Here is a 22,637-nt window from a genome sequence, read left to right on the forward strand (position 1 = left end):
GACCCGGGCGGGCCGAGACCGCCGGCCCGCGGATTCGCCCCCGGCGTCGCATAAGCGCCGGAGCACACTGATGCCGCCTTTGCCCGGCCGGTAGAGTGGCCATGGCTCGGCCGGGGTTCGGTGCGGAGACGGGGTCGGGGCCTGTGACCCCTGCCCCGGTATCTGACACCATTCCCCCGGGGGCGTCGTTCAGCGGGCGAGCGATGCTCATTGGGAGTGAGCTTGCGACCAGGGGACGGATGGGACCGCGCTGTGCGGGGCTACGAAAGCCAGGAGAGCCATCAGGCCGAGGCCGACCATCTCTCGCGCTTCGAGGCCGAGATGGAGCGGCTGAAGAAGGAGCGCGGGAAGGCCGTCCAGCACGCTGAGGACCTGGGATACCAGGTCGAAGTGCTGCGCGCCAAGCTCCACGAGGTGCGCCGTGCTCTGGCGTCCCGCCCCGCCTACGACGGCGCGGACATGGGGTACCAGGCGGAGCAGTTGCTCCGCAATGCCCAGATCCAGGCCGACCAGATGCGCTCCGACGCCGAGCGCGAGCTGCGCGACGCCCGGGCGCAGACCCAGCGCATCCTCCAGGAGCACGCCGAACACCAGGCGCGCCTCCAGGCCGAGCTGCACGCCGAGGCCGTCAACCGGCGCCAGCGCCTGGACCAGGAGCTCAACGAGCGCCGCCAGACCGTCGAGGCGCACGTCAATGAGAACGTGGCCTGGGCCGAGCAGCTGCGCGCCCGTACGGAGTCCCAGGCGCGCCGGCTCATGGAGGAGTCCCGCGCCGAGGCCGAGCAGTCGCTGAACGCGGCCCGCGCCGAGGCCGCCCGGGTCGCCGAGGAGACCCGGCGCCGGATCGCCGCCGACGCGGAGGCCTCCCGCGCGGAGGCCGAAGCCACCCTGCTGCGCGCCCGCAAGGAGGCCGAGCGGCTGCTGGCCGCCGCCTCCGCGCAGGCCCAGGAGGCCACCCAGCACGCGGAGCGGCTGCGTTCCACCACCTCCGCCGAGGCGGAGCAGACCCGCCAGCAGACCCTCGACCTCGGCCGGGTGGCCGAGCAGCGGATCCAGGAGGCCGACGGAGCGCTGCGCGAGGCCCGCGCGGCGGCCGAGAAGGTGCTCGCGGAGGCCAAGGAGAGCGCCGCACGGCAGCTCGCCTCGGCGGAGTCCGTCAACGAGCAGCGCACCCGTACCGCCAAGGAGCAGGTGGCGCGGCTGGTCGGCGAGGCCACCAAGGAGGCCGAGGCCGTCAGGGCGGAGGCCGAGCAGGCCCTGGCCGACGCCCGCGCGGAGGCCGAGCGGCTGCGCACCGAGGCCGCCGAGCAGGCCCGCACGGCCGCGGCCGAGGACACCGCGGCGCAGCTGGCGAAGGCGGCCCGCACCGCGGAAGACGTACTGAACAAGGCCTCGGAGGACGCCCGGGCCACCACCAAGGCCGCGTCCGAGGAGGCCGAGCGGATCCGCCGCGAGGCCGAGGCGGAGGCCGAGCGGCTGCGCGCCCAGGCGGCGGCCACGGCCGATGAGCTCAAGGGCGCCGCGAAGGACGACACCGAGGAGTACCGGGCCCGTACGGTCGAACTCCAGGAGGAGGCCCGGCGGCTGCGCGGCGAGGCCGAGCAGCTGCGCGCGGAAGCCGTCGCCGAGGGCGAGCGGATCCGCGGCGAGGCCCGCCGCGAGGCGGTCCAGCAGATCGAGGAGGCGGCCAAGACCGCGGAGGAACTCCTCGGCAAGGCCAAGGCGGACGCGGACGAACTGCGCGGCGGCGCCAACGCCGAGAGCGAGCGGGTCCGCGCCGAGGCCGTCGAGCGGGCCACCACCCTGCGCCGGCAGGCCGAGGAGACCCTGGAGCGGACCCGCGCCGAGGCGGAGCGGCTGCGCGCCGACGCCGAGGAGCAGGCGGAGGCCGTACGGGCCGAGGCCGAGGCGGCGGCGCTGGCCCGGCGTGCGGAGACCGAGCAGGCGCTGGCCGCCAAGCGCGCGGAGGCCGACGAGGAGCTCGTACGGCTGCACACGGACGCCGAGGGCCGGCTGGCCACGGCCGAGCAGACCCTGCGCGACGCTCGCGCGGCGGCGGAGAACGTCCGCCGGGAGACGGGCGAGGAGACCGACCGGCTGCGCGCCGAGTCGGCGGAGCGGATCCGTACCCTCCAGACGCAGGCGGAGGCCGAGGCCGACCAGCTGCGCACCGACGCGGCTCAGGACGCCGGGCGGGTGCGCGCGGAGGCCGAGCAGGTCGCGGTGCGGCTGCGCGGCGAGGCCGAGGCCGAGGCGGAGCGGGTGCGCTCCGAGGCGCAGGAGACCGCGGACCGGCTGCGCGCCGAGGCGAAGGCGGCGGCCGAGCGGGTCGCCGAGGAGGCCGCGGAGGCGCTGGCCGCCGCGCAGGAGGAGGCCGCACGGCGTCGCCGGGAGTCCGAGGAGACCCTGGCGTCGGCGCGGACGGACGCCGAGAACGAGCGGGCCCAGGCCCGCGAGCAGAGCGAGGAGTTGCTGGCCGCGGCCCGCAAGCGCTCCGAGGAGGCGCAGGCCGAGGCGGCCCGGCTCACCGAGGAGGCCGAGCGGCGCGCGTCGGAGCTGGTGGCGGCGGCGGAGGCCACCGCCCAGCAGGTACGGGAGTCCGTGGCGGGTCTGCACGAGCAGGCCGAGGAGGAGGTCGCCGGACTGCGCAGCGCGGCCGAGCACGCGGCGCAGCGCACCCGGACCGAGGCCGAGGAGGAGGCCGAGCGGGTCCGCGCCGACGCGTACGAGGAGCGGGAGCGGGCCACCGAGGACGCCAACCGGATCCGCAGCGAGGCGCGTACGGAGACGGACGCGGCGAAGGCGCTGGCCGAGCGGACCGTCGGCGACGCGATCGCCGAGGCGGAGCAGCTGCGCAGCGACACGGCGGAGTACGCCCAGCGGGTGCGCACCGAGGCCACGGACGCGCTGGCGGCGTCGGAGCGGGACGCGTCCCGGACCCGGGCGGACGCCCGGGAGGACGCGAACCGGATCCGCAGCGAGGCGGCGACGGCGGCGGACGCCACCCGCGCGGAGGCGGGCGTCACGCTGGACGAGGCGCGTGCCGAGGCGAACCGGCTGCGGAGCGAGGCCGCCGAGCAGGCGGACCGGCTCATCACCGAGGCCTCGTCGGAGGCGGAGAAGCTCACCGAGGAGACCCGGGCGGCGACCGAGGCGACGCTCGCCGAGGCGAAGGCCAAGGCCGAACGGCTCACCAAGCAGGCGGCGGACACCCTTGCCGCGGCCGAGCGGGACGCCGCGCGCGTTCTGGTCGACGCCCGCACCGAGGGCGACCGGCTGGTCGACGAGACCCGTGCGGCCAACGAGCTCACGGTCGGCGAGGCCGCCGAGGAGGCCGAGCGGCTGCGCGCCGAGGCGGCGCGGACCCTGGACGAAGCCCGCGCGGAGGGCGGCCGGATCATCGGCGAGGCCACCGCGGAGGCGGACCGCGTCACGGTCGCGGCGAACGAGACCCTGGCGAGCGCCGAGCGGGAGTCCGAGCAGACCCTGGACGAGGCCCGCGCCGAGGCCAACCGGCTGCGGACCGAGGCCGCCGAGCAGGCGGACCGGCTCATCACCGAGGCCGCATCGGAGGCGGAGAAGCTCACCGCGCAGACCCGCAAGGACAACGAGCGCACGGTCGGCGAGGCCGCGAACGAGGCGGAGCGGCTGCGCGCGGAGGCGTCGGAGGCGCTGTCCTCGGCCCAGGAGCACGCGACCCGTACCCGGTCGGAGGCCGAGCGGGTCAAGGCGGAGGCCGCCGGCGAGGCGGAGCGCGTGCGCGCGGAGGCCCGCACGGAGTCCGAGAGGCTGCTGGACGAGGCGCGCGAGGAGGCCAACAAGCGCCGCAGCGAGGCCGCCGAGCAGGTCGACCGGCTCATCACGGAGGCATCGGCGGAAGCCGAGAAGCTCACCGCCGAGGCGCAGAAGCAGGCGCTGGCCTCCACCACGGCGGCCGAGGAGCAGGCCGACGCGATGGTGGACGCGGCCCGCAAGGAGGCCGCGCGGATCACCTCGGAGGCGACCATCGAGGGCAACTCCCTGGTGGAGAAGGCCCGTACGGACGCGGACGAGCTGCTGGTCGGGGCGCGTTCGGACGCCTCGGCCATAAGGGAGCGGGCGGAGGAGCTGCGCGGCCGCGTCGAGGCGGAGGTCGAGGAGCTGCACGAGCGGGCCCGCCGGGAGTCGGCCGAGCAGATGAAGTCGGCGGGCGAGCGCGTGGACAAGCTGGTGCGCGCGGCGACCGAGCAGAGCGTCGAGGCCGAGGCGAAGGCCAAGGAGCTGGTGTCGGACGCGAGCAGCGAGGCGAGCAAGGTGCGCATCGCGGCGGTGCGCAAGGCGGAGGCGCTCCTGAAGGAGGCCGAGCAGAAGAAGGCCGAGCTGGCACGCCAGGCGGAGAAGGCCCTCGCCGAGGCGAAGGCGGAGGCGGAGCGGCTCGTCGAGGAGGGCCGCCGGGAGCTGGAGGTCCTGGTGCGCCGGCGCGAGGACATTCAGGCGGAGATCTCCCGTGTCCAGGACGTTCTTGAGGCGTTGGAATCATTCGAGGCGCCTTCGGGTGGCGGAAAGCCCGGGGTCGGCGGCCAGGGCGCGGGGGGCGTGAAGGCCGGCGCGGCAGCGGGGTCCACTCGTTCGGGTGGCAAGACGTCAGACGGCTAGTCGGTGCACAGGACGTGTGCTCCTGATGGAGGTTCAGGCGAACGAGTGACAAGCAATCCGTCGCCTTGCCACTCAAAAGGGGTGTCATTGTCCAGATCAAACGTGGATTGACTCGATGACACGCCGCTCGGGCGCCTAGGATTCCCCTTAACACCTCACGTAGCACCTCATCGGTCTCATTCGACAGGAACCCCATGAGCGACACTTCCTCCCCCTTCGGCTTCGAGCTCGTGCGGCGTGGTTACGACCGTGGTCAGGTGGACGACCGCATTACCAAGCTGGTCTCCGACCGCGACAGCGCCCTTGGACGTATCAACTCTCTGGAAAAGCGGATCGAGGAGTTGCACCTCGAGACGCAGAACGCCCAGGCCCAGGTGACCGACGCGGAGCCGTCGTACGCCGGTCTCGGCGCCCGGGTCGAGAAGATCCTGCGCCTCGCGGAGGAGGAGGCGAAGGACCTGCGCGAGGAGGCCCGTCGCGCGGCCGAGCAGCACCGTGAGCTGGCCGAGTCGGCTGCCCAGCAGGTGCGCAACGACGCCGAGTCGTTCGCCGCCGATCGCAAGTCGAAGGCGGAGGACGAGGGCGTCCGCATCGTCGAGAAGGCCAAGGGCGACGCCTCCACCCTGCGCGCCGAGGCCCAGAAGGACGCGGCGTCCAAGCGCGAGGAGGCCGACGCGCTCTTCGAGGAGACCCGCGCCAAGGCCGCCCAGGCCGCCGCGGACTTCGAGACCAACCTGGCCAAGCGCCGCGAGCAGTCCGAGCGCGACCTGGCCTCGCGTCAGGCGAAGGCGGAGAAGCGTCTCGCCGAGATCGAGCACCGCGCGGAGCAGCTGCGCCTGGAGGCCGAGAAGCTGCGTACGGACGCGGAGCGCCGGGCCCGCCAGACGGTGGAGACCGCCCAGCGCCAGGCCGAGGACATCGTGGCCGACGCCAACGCCAAGGCGGACCGTATCCGCAGCGAGTCCGAGCGCGAGCTGGCGGCGCTCACCAACCGCCGCGACTCGATCAACGCGCAGCTGACCAACGTCCGCGAGATGCTGGCGACGCTGACCGGTGCGGCGGTCGCGGCCGCCAACCCGATCGTCGACGACGAGCCGGTCACCCGCGGCGTTCCGGCGCAGCAGAGCCGCTAGCGGAGCCCGTCGGACCGCTCGACCTCCTGGGGCCGATCGAGGGCCGTACGTCACCTGTTTGAGGTGGCGTGCGGCCCTTCGGCGCTCTAGCGTGGCCCGCATGATCGAGCTTGAGGGCCTTACGAAACGATTCGGCGCGAAGACCGCCGTGGACCACCTCAGCTTCCAGGTCAGACCGGGGGTGGTGACCGGCTTCCTCGGCCCCAACGGGGCGGGCAAGTCCACGACCATGCGCATGATGCTCGACCTCGACAATCCGACCAGCGGTACGGTCCGGATCGACGGGAAGCACTACCGGGACCTGCCGGAGCCGTTGAAGCACATCGGGGCGCTGCTTGACGCCAAGTCCATGCACGGTGGACGCAGCGCCTACAACAACCTGCTCTGCCTCGCCGAGTCGAACCGGATCCCGAAGCGCCGGGTCGGGGAGGTCCTGGACCTGGTCGGGCTGACGCCGGTGGCGAAGAAGAAGTCCAAAGGATTTTCCCTGGGCATGGGGCAGCGGCTGGGAATCGCCGCTGCGCTGCTGGGTGATCCGGAAATCCTGATGTTCGACGAACCCGTCAATGGTCTGGACCCGGAGGGAATTCTCTGGATCAGGAATTTGATGAAGGCGCTGGCGGCGGAGGGCCGGACGATCTTCGTCTCCTCCCACTTGATGAGTGAAATGGCGCTGACGGCAGACCATTTGGTGGTCATCGGGCAGGGAAAGCTGCTGGCAGACCTGTCCATGGCCGATTTCATCCACCGGAACTCGCGCAGCTACGTCCGGCTGCGCTCGCCGCAGCAGGAGCGCCTCAAGGACGTCCTGCACGAGGCGGGGATCGACGCCGTCAGCGTCCCGGCCACCGGCGCGCTGGAGATCGACGGCGTGGGCCCGGAGCGGCTCGGTGAACTGGCCGCCCAGCACCAGATCGTGCTGCACGAACTCAGCCCGCAACGGGCTTCACTGGAGGAAGCGTTCATGCGCATGACGGCGGACTCCGTCGAGTACCACGCCCACGCGCCGGGCCCGCAGGGCGCCACGGGCGTTCCCGTCGGCCCCGGCATCCCGGGCACGGGCATCCCGGCGGGCATGGCCCCCGACAACCCGGCCCGGCCGGCCGACGTGCCCGCCTGGGGCGCCGGTGCCGGCTTCGAGGCGCAGCGCAAGGGTGGCGAGTGACCATGTCCTCCTTCCCCGCCGTCCTCAAGTCCGAGTGGACCAAGATCCGTACGGTGGCCTCCACCCTCTGGACCCTGGCCGCAGCCCTCATCGTCACCGTCGGCATCAGCGCCGCCCTGTGCGCGCTCGTGAACAGCACCTTCCAGGACATGCCGGCCGAGGAGAGGGCCACCTTCGACCCGACCCTGACCAGCTTCGCCGGGATGACCCTCGGCCAGCTCGCCATGATCGTCTTCGGTGTCCTGGTCGTCGGCACCGAGTACAGCTCCGGCATGATCCGCACCTCGCTGGCCGCCGTGCCCCGGCGCGGCAGCTTCCTCCTGGGCAAGCTGCTCGTCGCGACCGGTCTCGCGCTGGTCGTCGGGCTGGTCACGAGCTTCCTGTCGTTCTTCCTCGGACAGGCCATCCTGGGTGACCGCAGCATCGCCATCGACGCGCCGAACGTCCTGCGCGCGGTGATCGGCGCCGGCCTTTACATGGCGATGATCGCCCTGTTCTCCATGGGTGTGGCCGCCATGCTGCGCAGCTCGATGCTGGCGCTCGGCATCCTGATGCCGTTCTTCTTCCTGGTCTCGAACATCCTGGGCGTCGTCGAGGCGACCCGGAAGGTCGCCCAGTACTTCCCGGACCAGGCCGGATCGAAGATCATGCAGGTGATCCCCGGGGCGATGGGCAGCGAGCCGCCGCCGTACGGACCGTGGGGCGGCTTCGGGATCATGGCCCTCTGGACGCTGGCCGCGGTGCTCGGCGGCTACCTCGTCCTCCGCAAGAGGGACGCCTGACCTCCCACCCGCGTACTACGGGGAATCCCCGGGTCGGTCTCAGGGGAGGCTCAGGGATCGGCCCGGGACGGAACCACAGGAACCTCGTTATCCTCTTAACCCTTACGCGGGCGAAATCCGTCCCGGCCTGGTAAGGGGCAGCACAATGATCGAGGCAGTCGGCCTGACCAAGCGCTTCGGCGCCAAGACCGCGGTCGACCAGCTGTCGTTCCAGGTCAAGCCGGGCCACGTGACCGGTTTCCTGGGGCCGAACGGCTCCGGGAAATCCACCACCATGCGCATGATCGTCGGCCTCGACCGGCCCACGGCCGGTCATGTCACGATCAACGGCCGCCCCTTCCGTGAGCTGCCGAACGCCCAGCGGCACGTCGGGGCCCTGCTCGACGCCAAGGCCATGCACGGCGGCCGCCGGGCCCGTACCCACCTGCTGTCCATCGCCCAGCTCTCCGGGATCCCTACGAGGCGGGTGGACGAGGTGCTGGCCGTGGTCGGCCTCCAGGACGTCGCCCGGCAGCGCACGAAGGGCTTCTCGCTCGGCATGGGCCAGCGGCTCGGCATCGCCACCGCCCTGCTCGGGGACCCGCAGGTGCTGCTGTTCGACGAGCCGGTCAACGGGCTGGACCCGGAGGGCATCCTCTGGGTCCGCAACCTCATGCGCCGGCTCGCCGCCGAAGGCCGCACCGTCCTCGTCTCCTCCCACCTGATGAGCGAGATGGCGCTGACCGCCGACCACCTGATCGTGATCGGCCGGGGACGGCTGCTGGCCGATATGGGCACCCAGGAGTTCATCACGCACAACTCGGCCGGATTCGCTCGGGTGCGCACGGCCGACACCGAGCCCCGTGGCCGGGACGCGCTGGGTGCGGCGCTCACCCAGGCGGGCGGGAGGGTCCTGCAGGAGCCCGACGGAGCACTGCGCGTGACCGGCCTGGAGCTCCCCCGCATCTCGGACCTCGCCCACGAGGCGGGCGTACGGCTCTGGGAGCTGTCACCGCACCGGGCCTCGCTGGAGGAGGCGTACATGCGGATGACCCAGTCCTCCCTGGAGTACACCTCCACCGAGGACCCGCGGGCCGAGCTGTGGGAGCCCGAGCCGCTGACCCTCCCGGCCTGGGAGGACGAGCCGGCCGCCCCCGAGATCCCGCAGACGGGCTTCTACGCGCCCCCGCCGCCCGGAGCGGGCGGCCGGCCCTTCCTGATGCCGAGCGACCCGGGCGAGCTCGCGCGGACCGCGCAGAACACCACCGCAGACAGCCAAGAGGACTCCCGATGACCGGCCCCACGCCCACCGGCGCCATGCCCCACGGCACGACGACGACCGCGGAGGGGCAACCGCAGGACTACAGCTCGCCGATGCCGGCCCTGCGGCCGCACCTGGGGCACGCCCTGGCCTCGGAGTGGACCAAGCTGGTCTCGGTGCGCTCGACCCTGTGGACGCTGGGGTCGCTCGTCCTGACCGTCGTGGGCATCGGACTGCTCTTCGTCGCGCAGACCACGGCCCCGGACTACGCGGCGATCTCCTTCACCACGCCCGCCCTGTTCGGCCTGCTGGTGGGGCAGATCGCGGTGATGGTCCTCGGCGTCCTGACGATCACCTCGGAACACGCCAGCGGGCTGGTGCGGACCACCTTCACCGCCGCCCCGGAGCGGCACCGGGTGCTGACCGCGAAGTACCTCGTCTTCAGTGTCACGGCCTTCCTCACCATCGCCATGTCGGTGTTCCTGGTCGGGCTGGCCGCGGCCCTGGTGCACGACGGCTCCGCCGCCGGGGTACACGCGCTCGGCGAGTGGTTCCGCGCGCTGGTGGGCTGCTTCTACGTGACCCTGCTCGGGGTGCTCGCCCTCGCCGTCGGGGCGCTGGTACGGCATTCCGCCGGGGCGATCGCCGTGATGCTGGGCGTCGTCACGCTGCCGCCGGTGATAGGCGGGATGCTCAGCATCTGGAAGGCGTCCGCGCCCATCGGGCAGGCGATCATCGAGCACAACGCGCCCGTGGCGCTGATGCAGTTGTTCGGGATGAAGGAGGCATCGAGCGGCGGGCCGATGCCCAGCAGCCTTTCGCACATGGTGATCATCCTGCTGGTCACCGGCGCGGCGGTGGCCGCCTCCTACGCGACGGTCGCCCGCCGGGACGTCTAGTACCGCACCGGTTTCAGTACTTGGGCGCGTTACGGGACCGCTGCACCTTCGAGGTGCGGCGGTCCTTCGCGTTCCAGCAGGCCTTGTGCCAGTGGCGCCGGTCGTCCACGCCGCCGTACTCGGGCCAGGCCACCAGGTGCGGGGTGCCGGAGGGGATCTCCTGGTCGCAGCCCGGGCAGCGGTAGCGCTTGCCCGCGGCGCTGGCGCCCGCGACGTGCCGGACCTTCCACTCCTCGCCCTGGTACTCCTCGGTGCGCTCCAGCCCGTAGCGGTCGAAACCGGTGCTGGGGCGTTCGTCCGGAGTCTCGCCGCCCCTGGGGCGGTTGTGGCGCGGTGACACGTATACCTCACGGAAGGGCGGACGGCAGTGACTTTCTCCCAGACTACGCGCAGCGAGGCCGGGTACCCGCAGGGTGGCTGGAGAAGGGCGGTCCCCCGAAGGTGACTGGCCCGACAATCCCAATAACTTTCCTGTCAGCCCGTGCCTTTGGCACGTGTCAGACGTTGTTGCCATAGGAAGAACCGGTCCACCTGGGGAGGCCGCGTCAGCCGCGAGGAGGGTAAGGCGATGCGCGTAGGAGCGTTTGTACTGGCGGCCCAGTTCCCGGGTCAGGGACAGGGAGAGGCGCTGCACCGGGCGGTGCGGACCGCCGAAGTGGCCGAACGGGCCGGGCTCGACTCGGTCTGGCTCGCCGAACACCACTTCGTACCGTACGGGGTCTGCCCCTCGGCGGTGACCCTGGCGGCCCTGCTGCTGGGCCGGACCCGGCGGCTGCGGGTGGGCACGGCGGTCAGCGTGCTGCCCAACACGCATCCCGTGGCCCTCGGCGAGCAGGCGGCGCTGCTGCACCTGACCTCGGGCGGGCGGTTCACCCTCGGGGTGGGCCGGGGCGGGCCGTGGGTCGACCTCGAGGTGTTCGGGGGCGGCCTGGACGCGTACGAGAACGGCTTCCCCGAGTCCCTGGACCTGCTGCGGCGCTGGCTGACGGAGGCGCGGGTGGGAACCGCCGGCGAGCGGTACGGCTTCCGCGAGGTGCCCGTCGTACCGCGCCCCTCGGAGGCCCTGGACGGGGACGGGGCGGGCCCGGAGGTCATCGTGGCCTGCACCTCTCCCTCGTCGGTACGGATGGCCGCGCGGCGGGGGCTGCCCATGCTGCTCGGCATGCACTGCGGGGACGAGGACAAGGCCGGCATGGTCGCGCTGTGGCGGTCCACGGCGCTGGCGGCGGGCCACTCCCGGGAGCTCGTCGCCGGGGCGGGCCACGTCTCCGCCGGGGTCTGCCAGCTGGCGGACCGTACGGCGGACGCGCGCGAGACGCTGCTGAAGGCGCTGCCGGGCTGGCTCAAACAGGGTCTGGACGCGCATGTGACCGTGGACGGCCGGGTGCGCGCGATGCGGGACCCGGTCGCGTACACGGAACTCCTGTGCGACCTGCACCCGGTGGGCACACCGGAACGCGCGCTGGACCGGCTGGCGGCCACCTCCGAGCGGACCGGCATCACGCGCTTCGCCCTCCTGACGGAGGGCTCCGGCGATCTCGCCGCGACGGAGGAGAACGTACAGCGCCTCGGCGCCGAAGTCCTGCCCCGTCTCGGCTGAGACCCACCGGCCGGCGCTGCCGGGTGCCGTCCGGCCCGAGGGACCGGACAGCACTGCACTCTCAGCAGTCCCGCAGCTCGGGGGACTGGTTGAGCAGCTGGCCACGGATCGAAGTGAACTTGGCCAGCCGGTCGTCCACCGAGGAGTCCAGCGGGAACACCGCTACCCGGTGACAGTTCTGGAACGCCAGGCGCACTCCGAAGTGCCGCTGCAGAGCACCGCGTATCGCGTCGCTCGCGAGCGCGCGCAGCAGCTGCCCGCGCGCCTGCTCGTCGGGCGGCGGCGTCTGGTTGTCGGCGAACTGTCCGCCGTCCACCTTCAGCTGGGCCACCAGCGAGCTGATCATCTCCCATGCGTAAGGCAGGGAGGTCCGGACGCAGTCGACGAAGGCGGCTTCGTCGACCTCGCCTCGCTCGGCCTGTTCGAGTAGGGCCGGTGAGACGTCGAGCGACATGGGTTCTCCTCTCGTGACCCCGGCCGATTGGGTTGCCGGAGTCTTACGGGCAGGGAGGGAGGCCGCGACGCAGCGTGCACGCTCCGCAACCTCCCGCTCACCACGGTAGGCGCCCCATGGGTGACGCACCAGGAGAATGCGCATACAACGCGCCATCGGCGAAGGGGGCTTTCAGGGGCGAATCGCGTGGAGAGCCGTCCGTCGAGTAGCGTTGCCGACCATGCGTCTCGTCATTGCCCGCTGCTCCGTCGACTACGCGGGCCGGCTCACCGCCCATCTGCCCTCGGCACCCCGTCTGATCCTCGTGAAGGCCGACGGCAGTGTCTCGATCCATGCGGACGACCGGGCGTACAAACCGCTCAACTGGATGTCGCCCCCGTGCACCCTCAAAGAGGGGAGCGGTGACGACGCCGGTGTGTGGACCGTCGTCAACAAGGCGGGTGAGAAGCTCATCATCACCATGGAGGAAGTCCTCCACGACTCCTCCCACGAGCTCGGCACCGACCCCGGGCTCATCAAGGACGGCGTGGAAGCGCACCTCCAGGAACTCCTCGCCGACCGCATCGACACGCTGGGCGAGGGCTACACGCTGATCCGGCGCGAGTACATGACGGCGATCGGGCCGGTCGACATCCTGTGCCGGGACGGCTCCGGCGCGACGGTGGCCGTGGAGATCAAGCGGCGCGGCGAGATCGACGGCGTCGAGCAGCTGACGCGCTACCTGGAACTGCTGAACCGCGACCCGCACCTGGCCCCGGTCCGCGGAATCTTCGCGGCCCAGGAGATCAAGCCGCAGGCCAAGGTCCTGGCGGCGGACCGCGGGATGGACTGCGTGGTCCTGGACTACAACGCGCTGCGCGGTATCGAGGACGACAAGCTGCGGCTGTTCTGACCCACGGCCCCGCGCGTCACCACGGCTCCGTCCCGAGGGACGGAGCCGTTCGCGTTCAGGGACCCGTGGCGGTGGCCGTCGCCGTGCCGGTACCCGTGCCCGCGGTGGCCGTCGGCGACGGCTGGACGGTCTCCGTCGGCGTCGGCGAGGGAGACGGCTGCGCGGAGGTCGGCGGCGGCGAGACCGGCGAGGAGGCCGGAGGCTGCGGCGGCGTGGACTGCGGGCGGCGCGAGGGCGTACGGGACGGGGTGCGGCCCGGGGTCGAGCCGGCGGTCTCCTGCGCCCCGGTGGACTGCGACGCCGGCGGGGCCGCCGGGTCGGAGGGCGCCGGTGCAGGATCGTTCCCGCTGGACTGCGGCACCACCGCCGGCGCCGTACGCGTCGGGGTCGACGACACCGCCGGACTCTGCGTCGCGGGCGGGGCCGAGGTGTCCGAGGAGCTCAGCGCGAGGCTCACGACCGTGCCCAGCGCGACCACGCCGAGCGCGCCCGCGCCGGCCAGCAGCACGCGGCGCCGACGGGCGGCAGCGCCGCCGCGGCCCGGTTCGGGGGCGGGGGGACGGGGGGCGGCGGCGGGCTCCGGCTTCGGCGCCATCGGGAAGGCGTCCTCGAAGACCTCCGAGAGGGTCGTGGGCGCCTCCGGGCGCCGGATGACGGGCACCACCGGGGCCACCCGCGTGACGGCCTCGGAGGAGACGGCGGGGACGGCGGAGGCGCCGGGGACGGCGGGGGCGCCGGGGGCTGCGGTGGCCCTGGGGGCACCCGAGCCGGGCACTGCACCCGAGCCGGGTCGGGCAGCCGGGCCGCGCCCCGCCGCCCCACCGGGCACGGCAGCCACACCGGGCACGGCAGCCGAACCGGGCACACCGGCCGAGCCGGAACCGGCAGCCGCGGCGGATCCGGCAGCCACGGCCGACGCCGGGCCCGAGGGCAGCGCCGCGGGTACGACGGGCGGGGCGACGGTCGGGGCGATGGCCGGGTTGTTGGCCGGGGCGTTGGCCGGGGTGTTGGCCGGCGGCTCCAGCCGCAGCGGCGGCGACACCACCACCTCGGCGGCCGCCTCCCGGTCCACGACCAGCGCCAGCGCCCTGCGGCCCGCCACGGTGCCCCGCTTGTCGGCCAGCGCCCCGCGCAGCCCGATCGAGGTCTCCAGTTCGGCCCGCGCCCGGTCCAGGCGTCCCTCGCACAGGGCGAGCACGCCGAGTTCGTGGTGGAAGTACGCCTGCTCGGCGACCTCCCCCGCCTTGCGCGCGGCCTCCGCGCCCGCGCGCAGCACCCGCTCCCACGCCTCCCAGTGCAGCGAGGCCGCGAACGCCGGGGCCGCCGTCCGGGCCAGCAGCACGGCCGCCACCACGTCCGCACCGGACAGGGCGCACAGCACCGCGTCCGCCTCGGCCGCGACCCGCTCCGGGGTCACCGAGGAGTGCCCGGTCCACCAGGCGTAGTGCCGGGCGGCCGTACGGGCCTCCTCGGAGGCGGTGTCGCCGTACCCGACCTCCTCCAGCTGCCGGGCGACGCCGGCGGCCAGCCGGTAGCGCGTGCCGACCGGCGTCAGCAGCCCGCAGTCCAGGAGTTCCGCCACCGCGGAGTCGGCGTGGGTGTCCCCCACCAGCGCCGGCAGGTGCGCGGGGTGCGGCAGCTCCCCGCCCAGCGCGCACGCGATCCGCAGCGCGGCGCGCGCCGACTCGCTGACCCGCGAGGCCAGCAGCTCCGCGGGGGCCGCGCCCTCGGCGAGGGTGGGCAGCGGCACCTCCACGGCGTCCCGGGGGCGCTCGTCGAAGACGCCGGGCTCCTCCAGGTCGTCGTCCTCGTCGGTGTGGTTGAGCTCGTCCCGCTGCCGCAGCAGCGCGGCGGCCTGTACGAAGCGCAGCGGGAGCCCTTCGGAGGCGAACCGCAGGTCGGACGCCCAGGCGGTCTCCAGGTCCGTCAGCGGCCGGCCGAGCCGCGTCTCCAGCAGCTCCATGCAGTCGGCCTTGCCCAGTCCGCCGAGGAAGACCTCCTCGAGGTGCGAGTCGTCGGAGGGGGACCGGACCTCGGGGGTCGCGGCCAGCAGGTACGCGCACTCGGGGGTGGCGTGCAGCAGTTCGTCGAGGGCGGGCCCGCCCATCTCCAGGTCGTCGAGGAGGACGATGGCGCCGATGTCCCGTACGCGGGCGAGGAGTTCGATCCGGTCGGGCCGCTGGCCCGGGGCGTCGTACACCGTCGCGTACAGCGCGTGGAGCAACTCGGAGGGCTGCTGGTGCCCGTAGCCGGAGAGCCGTACGACACCGTCGGGGGCGAGGCCCGCGCACCGGTCGGCGACGGCGTCGAGCAGCGAGGTACGGCCGGATCCCGAAGGTCCGGTCAGGCGTACGGACCGGCCGCGGCCCAGTAGCCGTACGAGGCGCTCCCGCTCCTCCTCGCGCTCCAGCAGCGGCCTCGGGGTGGCGGGAGCACCGGGCAGGACGGGCGGCCGGGCGGCGGCGTCCCGGGCGGCGCGGGCGGTCGCGTCGCGTTTGGCGGGGCGGCCGGGGCGGGTGCCGGGGCGGAGCGGCTCGATCTCGCTGCCGTCGACCGGGTTGACGGTGAGCGTGAACTCACCGGCGGTGAGGGTGACCACCCGGGCGGGCGCCACGGGCGCGGGCCCGGGCGCGGCGGGGACGGGCAGCGCGGCTGCGGGCAGCTCGGCCGCGCCCCCGGACTGCTCCTCCGGAGTGGCCTGCCGCTGTATGTGGTCCATGACCATGTCCCCCGATCGCGCCGTGCGCCTCGCCGTCGTACCGCCCGGCCTTCGCTCACGCCGCTGTCGCTACTGGTCCGGTTACCGCCCGAACCCTAGACCGTGGCCGGTCGTGCGCGGAACCGCGGGGTCCTCATCACCACCGGACCGTTACGTTTCCGCAGGAAAACGGAGCGCTACATTCACACCCGGGGCAGGGACTCCGCTTCCAGCCCGCCCTCGATCGCGAGGATCCGGTGCAGCCGGGTGGCCACGAGCAGCCGCTGCATCTGCGGCGGCACTCCGCGCAGCACCAGGCGCCGTCCGGTCCGGCCGGCCCTGCGGTGCGCGCCCATGATCACGCCGAGGCCGGTCGCGTCCCAGGAGTCGAGCCCGGTGAGGTCGAGCACGAGGTCGCCGTGGCCGTCGTCGAGGGCGGTGTGGAGGACCGTACGGGCGTCCGCCGCGCTGCGCACGTCGAGGCGACCCCCGACGACGAGTTCGGCGTGGTCGCCCCTGATGTGCATGTGTACTCCCGGCGGTCCTGCGTACGTATGGTCCGACTGGTCCGTGGTCGGCAACTCTCACTGCAACTGACTGCCGCACGGGCAGGGAAGTTGCCGACCGTGAGCGAACCGATACCTAAATCACCCGGAAGGGTGATGGCTTTCGAACAGTGGTGCTCGGCGGCAGGGCCTGGCGGCCCTACGGCTGACGGCCTCAGTGCTTGTAGAAGCCCTGCCCGCTCTTGCGGCCGATGTCCCCGGCGTCCACCATCCGGCGCATCAGCTCCGGCGGCGCGAACTTCTCGTCCTGGGACTCGGTGTAGATGTTGCTGGTGGCGTGCAGCAGGATGTCGACGCCCGTGAGGTCGGCGGTGGCCAGCGGGCCCATGGCGTGCCCGAAGCCCAGCTTGCACGCGATGTCGATGTCCTCGGCGGAGGCCACGCCGGATTCGTACAGCTTGGCGGCCTCGACGACCAGCGCGGAGATCAGGCGGGTCGTCACGAAGCCGGCGACGTCGCGGTTGACGACGATGCAGGTCTTGCCGACGGACTCGGCGAACGCGCGGGTGGCGGCGAGGGTTTCGTCGCTCGTCTTGTAGCCGCGGACGAGCTCGCAGAGCTGCATCATCGGGACGGGCGAGAAGAAGTGCGCGCCGACGACCCGCTCCGGGCGCTCCGTCACGGCCGCGATCTTGGTGATCGGGATGGCGGAGGTGTTGGAGGCGAGGATGGCGTCCTCGCGGACGATCTTGTCGAGGGCACGGAAGATCTCGTGCTTGATCTCGATCTTCTCGAAGGCGGCCTCGACCACGATGTCGACGTCGGCGGCGGCGTCGAGGTCGGTCGTGGTCGTGATGCGCGCGAGCGCCGCCTCGGCGTCCTCGGCCGACAGCTTGCCCTTGGAGACGAACTTGTCGTACGAGGCCTTGATCCCGTCCGTGCCGCGGGTCAGCGCGGCGTCGGTCACATCGCGCAGGACGACGTCCCAGCCCGCCTGAGCGGAGACCTGAGCGATCCCGGACCCCATCAAGCCGGCACCGATGACGGCAAGCTTCCCAGCCACTGCACACCCCTTGTTCTGAACAGGCCCGGTCTCATGAAGGCCCGGTCTCGTAGCCACTCCGGCGGAGACTAGCGCCCGGCCGGTGCGGTGTGACCGTGAAGTAACACGCGTCACGTCTCAGATGACGGACATCACACCGGTACGGCCCAGCAGTGCGGCGGATGCCCGCAGTTGGCCCGGACTACCCTGGCGGCATGGTGAACCTCACGCGCATCTACACCCGTACCGGCGACAAGGGCACGACCGCGCTCGGCGACATGAGCCGCACGGCCAAGACCGACCTGCGGATCTCCGCGTACGCCGACGCGAACGAGGCCAACGCGGCGATCGGGGCGGCCATCGCGCTGGGCGACCTGCCGGCCGAGGTGGTGAAGGTCCTGGTCCGGGTGCAGAACGACCTGTTCGACGTGGGCGCGGACCTGTGCACGCCGGTGGTCGAGGACCCGCAGTACCCGCCGCTGCGCGTGGAGCAGTTCTACATCGACAAGCTCGAGGCGGACTGCGACGTCTTCAACGAGCAGCTGGAGAAGCTGCGCAGCTTCATCCTCCCCGGCGGCACCCCCGGCGCCGCCCTGCTGCACCAGGCCTGCACGGTGGTGCGGCGCGCCGAGCGCTCCACGTGGGCGGCCCTGGAGGTGCACGGCGAGGTGATGAACCCGCTGACCGCCACCTACCTCAACCGCCTGTCCGACCTCCTGTTCATCCTGGCCCGGACGGCCAACAAGGAGCTCGGGGACGTGCTGTGGGTGCCGGGCGGCGAGCGCTGAGCCGTCGGCGCGCCGGCTACGAGACCTGGCCCGCGGGGGCCTTCTTCGGCCACACCGTGTAGGCGACGGCGATCAGGGCGTGGATGCCGGCCGCCCGCAGGGCCCCGTACTGCCACGCCTTCAGCGAGCTGACGTCGCCCGCGTCGCCCACGTACCAGATCGCGGCCTGGAGGAGGCCGAGGGCGACGGCGGCCGCGATGACGGTCCGGATCCACAGCCGCCACTCGTGGGCGGCCCTCGCCCTGCCGTATCCGGCGCCGGCCGGCTTGGGTCCGCCGGCCAGCCGGTGCGCGGCGTGGCCGTCGAGCCACTTGATCGTGTAGTGGCCGTAGGCGACCGTGTAGCCGATGTAGAGGGCGGCCAGACCGTGCTTCCAGTCCGGCGCGGCGCCGTTCTTGAGGTCGAGGGTGGTGACCACCAGCAGGACCAGCTCCATCAGCGGCTCGCACAGCAGGACCGCCGCGCCCAGCCGGGGCTTCTTCGCCAGGTAGCGGAGGGCGAGGCCGGCGGCCAGCAGGACCCAGAAGCCGACCTCACAGGCAATGATCAGCGCGACGATCACAGGACTCTCCGTTCCGCTCGGGACTGACGCTTCCCTCACAGCCTCCCGTCCGATCCGGCCCGTTTCCTCGTCGCCGGTGAGGAAAGGCGGCTGCATCCTTCGATGTACCGGCAACTCGGCCTCTCCGCCGAGGTCGGCGCCCCGCACACCCTGTTGGATGGGACCGTGACCACGAAGAGCCTGCGCCCCCACCGCCATGACGTCCTGCTCGCGGTCATCGGCCTGCTCGCGGGCCTGGTGCTGTGGTCGCTCGGGGTCTACAGCAGCGCCGGCCGGCACCTCCTGCCCGCCTGGGTCGCGCTGGTCCCCCTCGTGGTCCTCAGCGGGATGGAGCTGTTGCGGCGCTCCAGGCCGTCGGTGGCCCTGGCCGTCGGCACCGTCGGCGTGGTGGCCAACGAGTTCACGGTGGGCAGTCTCGCCACCGTCCTGATCTTCACCGACCTGATGTACGCGGCCGTCGTCTACGGAAGTCCCGCGACGGCCCGGCGGCTCCCGGTCAGCACCGGCCTGGTCACGGTGGCCGTCACCATCGGATTCCTGGCCTGGTTGCGCACCCCGGAGGCCCTGCTGATCGGCGTGGTCACCGGCCTGGTCAGCTTCGCCCCGGCGCTGACCGGCGCCACCCTGCGCAACCACCGCGAGGCCGCCATGGCCGCCCGGCTGCTCGCCGAGCGGACGGCGCTGCTGGCCGAGATGGACCGCAGCCAGGCGGTCGCCGCCGAACGCGCCCGGATGGCGCGCGAGCTGCACGACATGGTGGCCAACCACCTCTCGGCCATCGCCATCCACTCCACCGCCGCGCTCTCCATCGACCGGGCCGACACCAGCCGTGACGCGCTGGGGGTGATCCGGGAGAACAGCGTCCAGGGCCTGGCCGAGATGCGCCGCCTGATCGGGCTGCTACGGGACGCGGGGGCGGAGCAGGAGGCGGTCGCCGTACCGACGCTGGACAGCTTGGACGCGCTGCTCGGACAGGCCCGTACCAACGGGTCGGGCAGCGGGCTGGAATTCGTCCTGCACGACGACCGGCCGCCGGGGGATCCGGTGCCGGCCCCGGTGGAGCTGGCCGCGTACCGGATCGTGCAGGAATCGCTGACGAACGCGCTCAAGCATGCCGTCGCGGGCACGGTGACGGTCCGCGTGGCGCGGGCCGACGGACAGCTGACGGTGGCGGTGGACTCCCCGTACGGGGAGCGCCCGGGCCCGCGGGCCCCGGGCTCCGGCGCCGGGCTGATCGGCATGCGGGAGCGGGCGGAACTGCTGGGCGGGGCGTTCTCGGCGGGCCGGACCGGCGAACTGTGGCAGGTGCGGGCGACCCTGCCCGCGACGCCCTGGCCGGTCGATCAGGCCGGATGAGCGGGCGGGGTCCGGTACGTGCGTGCGTGCGTGCCGGGGCGCGCGAGCCCGGCCGGACCGACCGGCCGGGGCATACGGGAAGGCGGTGGAGGCGGCATGACCATCAGGGTGGTGGTGGCGGAGGACCAGAGCGCGGTACGGGCCGGGCTGGTGCTCATCCTCGGCAGTGCGGGCGGCATCGAGGTGGTGGGCGAGGCGGCCGACGGGGAGGAGGCGGTGCGCCTGGCCCGGGAGCTGCGGCCGGACCTCGTCCTCATGGACGTGCAGATGCCGAGGCTGGACGGGGTGTCGGCGACCCGCCAGGTGGTCGCGGAGGGGCTGGCCGACGTCCTGGTGCTGACCACCTTCGACCTCGACGAGTACGTCTTCGGGGCGCTGCGGGCGGGGGCGGCGGGCTTCCTGCTGAAGAACGCGGAGGCCGCGGAGCTGATCGGGGCGGTGCGGACCGTGGCGCGCGGGGAGGGCCTGATCTCCCCGGCGGTGACGCGTCGCCTGATCGCGGAATTCGCGGCTCCGCGTCCGGTGCGCAGCACGGTTCCGCCGGAGCGGGCCGCTGCCCTGGAGTCCCTGACGCGGCGGGAGCGGGAGGTGCTGAGCGCGCTCGGCGGGGGTCTGTCGAACGCGGAGATCGCCGTGCGCCTGGAGATGGCCGAGGCGACGGTCAAGACGCACGTCAGCCGCCTCCTGGGCAAGCTCGAACTCCGCAGCCGCGTCCAAGCAGCCGTGATGGCACAGGAGTTGGGGCTGTAGCGGGGCCCGTCGCCGGCCCGGCGTACCGCACGGGATGCAACCGGTCTGGACCTCTTGACGGTTGGTCCAGACCTTTCTACTCTCACCGCAAACAACTGTGGTGAGCGTGCCATGACAAAGCGTGCTCACGGGCGGCGCAGGTCCCACCCCCATGTCGACGTCGGCCCCACGACCGCGACGGACCTACGGAGGATCACCCTTGAGCACAGCATCCCCACCCCGCACCAGGCGGACCCGGTTCTTCACGCGGGTCGCGGCCGTCGTGGCCGCCCTCGCCCTGCCCATCACCGGGCTCGTCGTGCTGGCAGGCCCCGCCCAGGCCGCCACGTCCGCGACCGCCACGTACACCAAGGTCTCCGACTGGGGCACCGGCTTCGAGGGCAAGTGGACGGTGAAGAACACCGGCACCACCACGATCACCTCGTGGACCGTCGAGTGGGACTTCCCGGCCGGCACCTCGGTCACCTCCGCCTGGGACGCCACCGTCACCGGCTCCGGCACCCACTGGACCGGCAAGAACGTCGGCTGGAACGGCACCCTCGCGCCCGGCGGCACCGCCAGCTTCGGATTCAACGGCACCGGCGGCGGCTCCCCCAGCGGCTGCAAGATCAACGGCGCTTCCTGTGACGGCACCCAGCCGGGCGACACTCCCCCCACCGCGCCCGGCACCCCCACCGCGGGCAACGTCACCGAGACCTCCCTGACCCTGAGCTGGTCGGCTGCCACCGACGACAAGGGGGTCAAGAACTACGACGTCTACCGGGGCGGGGCCAAGATCGCGACCGTCACGGGCACCAGCTACGCCGACTCCGGCCTGACCAAGGGCACCACGTACCAGTACACCGTCACCGCCCGCGACACCATCGACCAGACCGGCCCGTCCTCCGGCTCGGCCTCGGTGACCACGGCCGGCGGGGTCGTCCCGCCGGATCCGGGCGGCAAGGTCAAGCTCGGCTACTTCACCGAGTGGGGCGTCTACGGCCGCAACTACCACGTGAAGAACCTGGTGACCTCGGGTTCGGCGAGCAAGATCACCCACATCAACTACGCCTTCGGCAACGTCCAGAACGGCCAGTGCACCATCGGTGACGCCTACGCCGACTACGACAAGGCCTACACCGCCGACCAGAGCGTCGACGGCGTGGCCGACACCTGGGACCAGCCGCTGCGCGGCAACTTCAACCAGCTGCGCAAGCTGAAGAAGGCCTACCCCCACATCAAGGTGCTGTGGTCCTTCGGCGGCTGGACCTGGTCCGGCGGATTCCCGCAGGCCGCGGCCAACCCGGCTGCCTTCGCCAACTCCTGCTACAACCTGGTCGAGGACCCGCGCTGGGCCGACGTGTTCGACGGCATCGACCTGGACTGGGAGTACCCGAACGCCTGCGGTCTGTCGTGCGACACCAGCGGCCCGGCCGCGTTCAAGAACCTGATGCAGGCCACCCGGGCCAAGTTCGGCGCGAACAACCTGGTCACCGCGGCCATCACCGCCGACGCCTCCAACGGCGGCAAGATCGACGCGGCGGACTACGCCGGGGCCGCCCAGTACGTCGACTTCTACAACGTCATGACGTACGACTTCTTCGGCGCCTGGGCGGCGCAGGGCCCGACGGCCCCGCACTCCCCGCTCACCTCTTACAGCGGCATCCCGCAGGCCGGCTTCAACTCGGCCGACGCCATCGCCAAGCTCAAGGCCAAGGGGGTGGCCGGCTCGAAGCTCAACCTCGGGATCGGCTTCTACGGCCGCGGCTGGACCGGCGTCACCCAGGCCGCGCCCGGCGGCACGGCCACCGGACCGGCCCAGGGCACCTACGAGCAGGGCATCGAGGACTACAAGGTGCTCAAGAACAGCTGCCCGGCCACCGGCACCATCGCCGGCACGGCCTACGCCAAGTGCGGCAGCAACTGGTGGAGCTACGACACCCCGGCCACCATCGCCGGGAAGATGAGCTGGGCCAAGCAGCAGGGGCTCAAGGGAGCCTTCTTCTGGGAGTTCAGCGGCGACACCACGAACGGTGAGCTGGCGAACGCGATCCACACCGGGCTGCAGTAGCAGACAGACCGAAGCCGGGGAGACGGGTCCGCCCCCATCTCCCCGGCTTCTTCACGTCCGAAAGACGCCAGGCCGGTCAGGCCGG

Annotated in this window: 18 protein-coding genes; 12 read left to right on the forward strand and 6 right to left on the reverse strand. The window is 72.7% G+C overall.

Annotated features, from left to right (window positions below; all coding sequences use genetic code 11):
* Window positions 1–252 precede the first annotated feature (252 nt).
* The 6 genes from scy to ACZ6I1_RS04575 all read left to right on the forward strand — a co-directional run bounded on the left by scy (window position 253) and on the right by ACZ6I1_RS04575 (window position 9,854).
* Complete coding sequence (gene scy / locus ACZ6I1_RS04550; RefSeq protein WP_469283012.1) at window positions 253–4,635, forward strand: polarized growth protein Scy; 4,383 nt, start codon at window positions 253–255, stop codon at window positions 4,633–4,635.
* Window positions 4,636–4,829: 194 nt separating this feature from the next.
* Complete coding sequence (locus tag ACZ6I1_RS04555; RefSeq protein ID WP_033218870.1) at window positions 4,830–5,768, forward strand: coiled-coil domain-containing protein; 939 nt, start codon at window positions 4,830–4,832, stop codon at window positions 5,766–5,768.
* A 100-nt stretch (window positions 5,769–5,868) separates the two neighbouring features.
* Window positions 5,869–6,933, forward strand: coding sequence for an ABC transporter ATP-binding protein (locus ACZ6I1_RS04560; RefSeq protein ID WP_469283015.1), 1,065 nt, complete (start codon window positions 5,869–5,871; stop codon window positions 6,931–6,933).
* Window positions 6,934–6,935: 2 nt separating this feature from the next.
* A complete protein-coding gene (locus ACZ6I1_RS04565) occupies window positions 6,936–7,715 on the forward strand; it encodes an ABC transporter permease (RefSeq protein ID WP_469283233.1) in 780 nt (259 codons plus the stop codon).
* A 145-nt stretch (window positions 7,716–7,860) separates the two neighbouring features.
* Entirely contained in the window at window positions 7,861–8,988 is a 1,128-nt protein-coding gene (locus ACZ6I1_RS04570) for an ABC transporter ATP-binding protein (RefSeq protein WP_469283017.1), read from the forward strand.
* Window positions 8,985–9,854 (forward strand): ABC transporter permease, encoded by an 870-nt coding sequence (locus ACZ6I1_RS04575; RefSeq protein ID WP_469283019.1) that lies wholly within the window; start codon window positions 8,985–8,987, stop codon window positions 9,852–9,854. The genes ACZ6I1_RS04570 and ACZ6I1_RS04575 overlap by 4 nt, the downstream gene beginning before the upstream one ends.
* Before the next feature lie 13 nt (window positions 9,855–9,867).
* On the opposite strand, the gene ACZ6I1_RS04580 is transcribed toward ACZ6I1_RS04575, so the two are convergent.
* Window positions 9,868–10,194, reverse strand: coding sequence for an ATP/GTP-binding protein (locus ACZ6I1_RS04580; RefSeq protein ID WP_446591671.1), 327 nt, complete (start codon window positions 10,192–10,194; stop codon window positions 9,868–9,870).
* A gap of 228 nt (window positions 10,195–10,422) precedes the next feature.
* Between ACZ6I1_RS04580 and ACZ6I1_RS04585 the strand changes: the two genes are divergently transcribed.
* Window positions 10,423–11,454: an LLM class flavin-dependent oxidoreductase gene (locus ACZ6I1_RS04585; protein WP_469283023.1), complete on the forward strand. Its 1,032-nt coding sequence runs from the start codon at window positions 10,423–10,425 to the stop codon at window positions 11,452–11,454.
* Window positions 11,455–11,515: 61 nt separating this feature from the next.
* Here ACZ6I1_RS04585 and ACZ6I1_RS04590 read toward each other — a convergent pair whose 3' ends face one another.
* Complete coding sequence (locus tag ACZ6I1_RS04590; RefSeq protein WP_069921977.1) at window positions 11,516–11,908, reverse strand: SCO5389 family protein; 393 nt, start codon at window positions 11,906–11,908, stop codon at window positions 11,516–11,518.
* A 220-nt stretch (window positions 11,909–12,128) separates the two neighbouring features.
* On the opposite strand from ACZ6I1_RS04590, the gene nucS reads away from it, so the two are divergent.
* Complete coding sequence (gene nucS, locus ACZ6I1_RS04595) at window positions 12,129–12,800, forward strand: endonuclease NucS (protein ID WP_469283026.1); 672 nt, start codon at window positions 12,129–12,131, stop codon at window positions 12,798–12,800.
* A 55-nt stretch (window positions 12,801–12,855) separates the two neighbouring features.
* On the opposite strand, the gene ACZ6I1_RS04600 is transcribed toward nucS, so the two are convergent.
* From ACZ6I1_RS04600 to ACZ6I1_RS04610, 3 genes are all read right to left on the reverse strand, one after another.
* On the reverse strand, window positions 12,856–15,519 hold the full coding sequence (locus ACZ6I1_RS04600; protein ID WP_469283028.1) for a P-loop NTPase family protein: 2,664 nt from the start codon (window positions 15,517–15,519) through the stop codon (window positions 12,856–12,858).
* A 182-nt stretch (window positions 15,520–15,701) separates the two neighbouring features.
* Window positions 15,702–16,025, reverse strand: a complete 324-nt coding sequence (locus ACZ6I1_RS04605; protein ID WP_215148886.1) for an STAS domain-containing protein — start codon at window positions 16,023–16,025, stop codon at window positions 15,702–15,704.
* 193 nt (window positions 16,026–16,218) lie between these two features.
* Entirely contained in the window at window positions 16,219–17,067 is an 849-nt protein-coding gene (locus tag ACZ6I1_RS04610) for a 3-hydroxyacyl-CoA dehydrogenase family protein (protein ID WP_469283031.1), read from the reverse strand.
* Between the two features lie 194 nt (window positions 17,068–17,261).
* Between ACZ6I1_RS04610 and ACZ6I1_RS04615 the strand changes: the two genes are divergently transcribed.
* Entirely contained in the window at window positions 17,262–17,834 is a 573-nt protein-coding gene (locus ACZ6I1_RS04615; RefSeq protein WP_469283032.1) for a cob(I)yrinic acid a,c-diamide adenosyltransferase, read from the forward strand.
* A gap of 16 nt (window positions 17,835–17,850) precedes the next feature.
* Here the strand turns inward: ACZ6I1_RS04615 and ACZ6I1_RS04620 are convergent, their stop codons facing one another.
* A complete protein-coding gene (locus ACZ6I1_RS04620; RefSeq protein ID WP_469283034.1) occupies window positions 17,851–18,396 on the reverse strand; it encodes a hypothetical protein in 546 nt (181 codons plus the stop codon).
* Between the two features lie 165 nt (window positions 18,397–18,561).
* Here ACZ6I1_RS04620 and ACZ6I1_RS04625 point away from each other — a divergent pair, with 165 nt between their 5' ends.
* The 3 genes from ACZ6I1_RS04625 (at window position 18,562) to ACZ6I1_RS04635 (ending at window position 22,552) form a co-directional block, all read left to right on the forward strand.
* Window positions 18,562–19,752 (forward strand): sensor histidine kinase, encoded by a 1,191-nt coding sequence (locus tag ACZ6I1_RS04625; protein WP_469283036.1) that lies wholly within the window; start codon window positions 18,562–18,564, stop codon window positions 19,750–19,752.
* A 96-nt stretch (window positions 19,753–19,848) separates the two neighbouring features.
* Window positions 19,849–20,502, forward strand: a complete 654-nt coding sequence (locus ACZ6I1_RS04630; RefSeq protein ID WP_469283037.1) for a response regulator — start codon at window positions 19,849–19,851, stop codon at window positions 20,500–20,502.
* Window positions 20,503–20,653: 151 nt separating this feature from the next.
* Complete coding sequence (locus ACZ6I1_RS04635; RefSeq protein WP_469283039.1) at window positions 20,654–22,552, forward strand: glycosyl hydrolase family 18 protein; 1,899 nt, start codon at window positions 20,654–20,656, stop codon at window positions 22,550–22,552.
* Window positions 22,553–22,637: the final 85 nt, after the last annotated feature.

The sequence above is a fragment of the Streptomyces sp. NPDC046303 genome (assembly GCF_055588085.1).

What these genes read in the sequence shown, in the direction of transcription:
- ACZ6I1_RS04590 (WP_069921977.1), bottom strand. Translation starts at nt 11,908, where the DNA reads ATGTCGCTCGACGTCTCACCGGCCCTACTCGAACAGGCCGAGCGAGGC.
- ACZ6I1_RS04585 (WP_469283023.1), top strand. Translation starts at nt 10,423, where the DNA reads ATGCGCGTAGGAGCGTTTGTACTGGCGGCCCAGTTCCCGGGTCAGGGA.
- ACZ6I1_RS04600 (WP_469283028.1), bottom strand. Translation starts at nt 15,519, where the DNA reads ATGGACCACATACAGCGGCAGGCCACTCCGGAGGAGCAGTCCGGGGGC.
- ACZ6I1_RS04560 (WP_469283015.1), top strand. Translation starts at nt 5,869, where the DNA reads ATGATCGAGCTTGAGGGCCTTACGAAACGATTCGGCGCGAAGACCGCC.
- ACZ6I1_RS04630 (WP_469283037.1), top strand. Translation starts at nt 19,849, where the DNA reads ATGACCATCAGGGTGGTGGTGGCGGAGGACCAGAGCGCGGTACGGGCC.
- nucS (WP_469283026.1), top strand. Translation starts at nt 12,129, where the DNA reads ATGCGTCTCGTCATTGCCCGCTGCTCCGTCGACTACGCGGGCCGGCTC.
- ACZ6I1_RS04615 (WP_469283032.1), top strand. Translation starts at nt 17,262, where the DNA reads ATGGTGAACCTCACGCGCATCTACACCCGTACCGGCGACAAGGGCACG.
- ACZ6I1_RS04575 (WP_469283019.1), top strand. Translation starts at nt 8,985, where the DNA reads ATGACCGGCCCCACGCCCACCGGCGCCATGCCCCACGGCACGACGACG.
- ACZ6I1_RS04565 (WP_469283233.1), top strand. Translation starts at nt 6,936, where the DNA reads ATGTCCTCCTTCCCCGCCGTCCTCAAGTCCGAGTGGACCAAGATCCGT.
- ACZ6I1_RS04570 (WP_469283017.1), top strand. Translation starts at nt 7,861, where the DNA reads ATGATCGAGGCAGTCGGCCTGACCAAGCGCTTCGGCGCCAAGACCGCG.
- ACZ6I1_RS04555 (WP_033218870.1), top strand. Translation starts at nt 4,830, where the DNA reads ATGAGCGACACTTCCTCCCCCTTCGGCTTCGAGCTCGTGCGGCGTGGT.
- ACZ6I1_RS04605 (WP_215148886.1), bottom strand. Translation starts at nt 16,025, where the DNA reads ATGCACATCAGGGGCGACCACGCCGAACTCGTCGTCGGGGGTCGCCTC.
- ACZ6I1_RS04635 (WP_469283039.1), top strand. Translation starts at nt 20,654, where the DNA reads ATGTCGACGTCGGCCCCACGACCGCGACGGACCTACGGAGGATCACCC.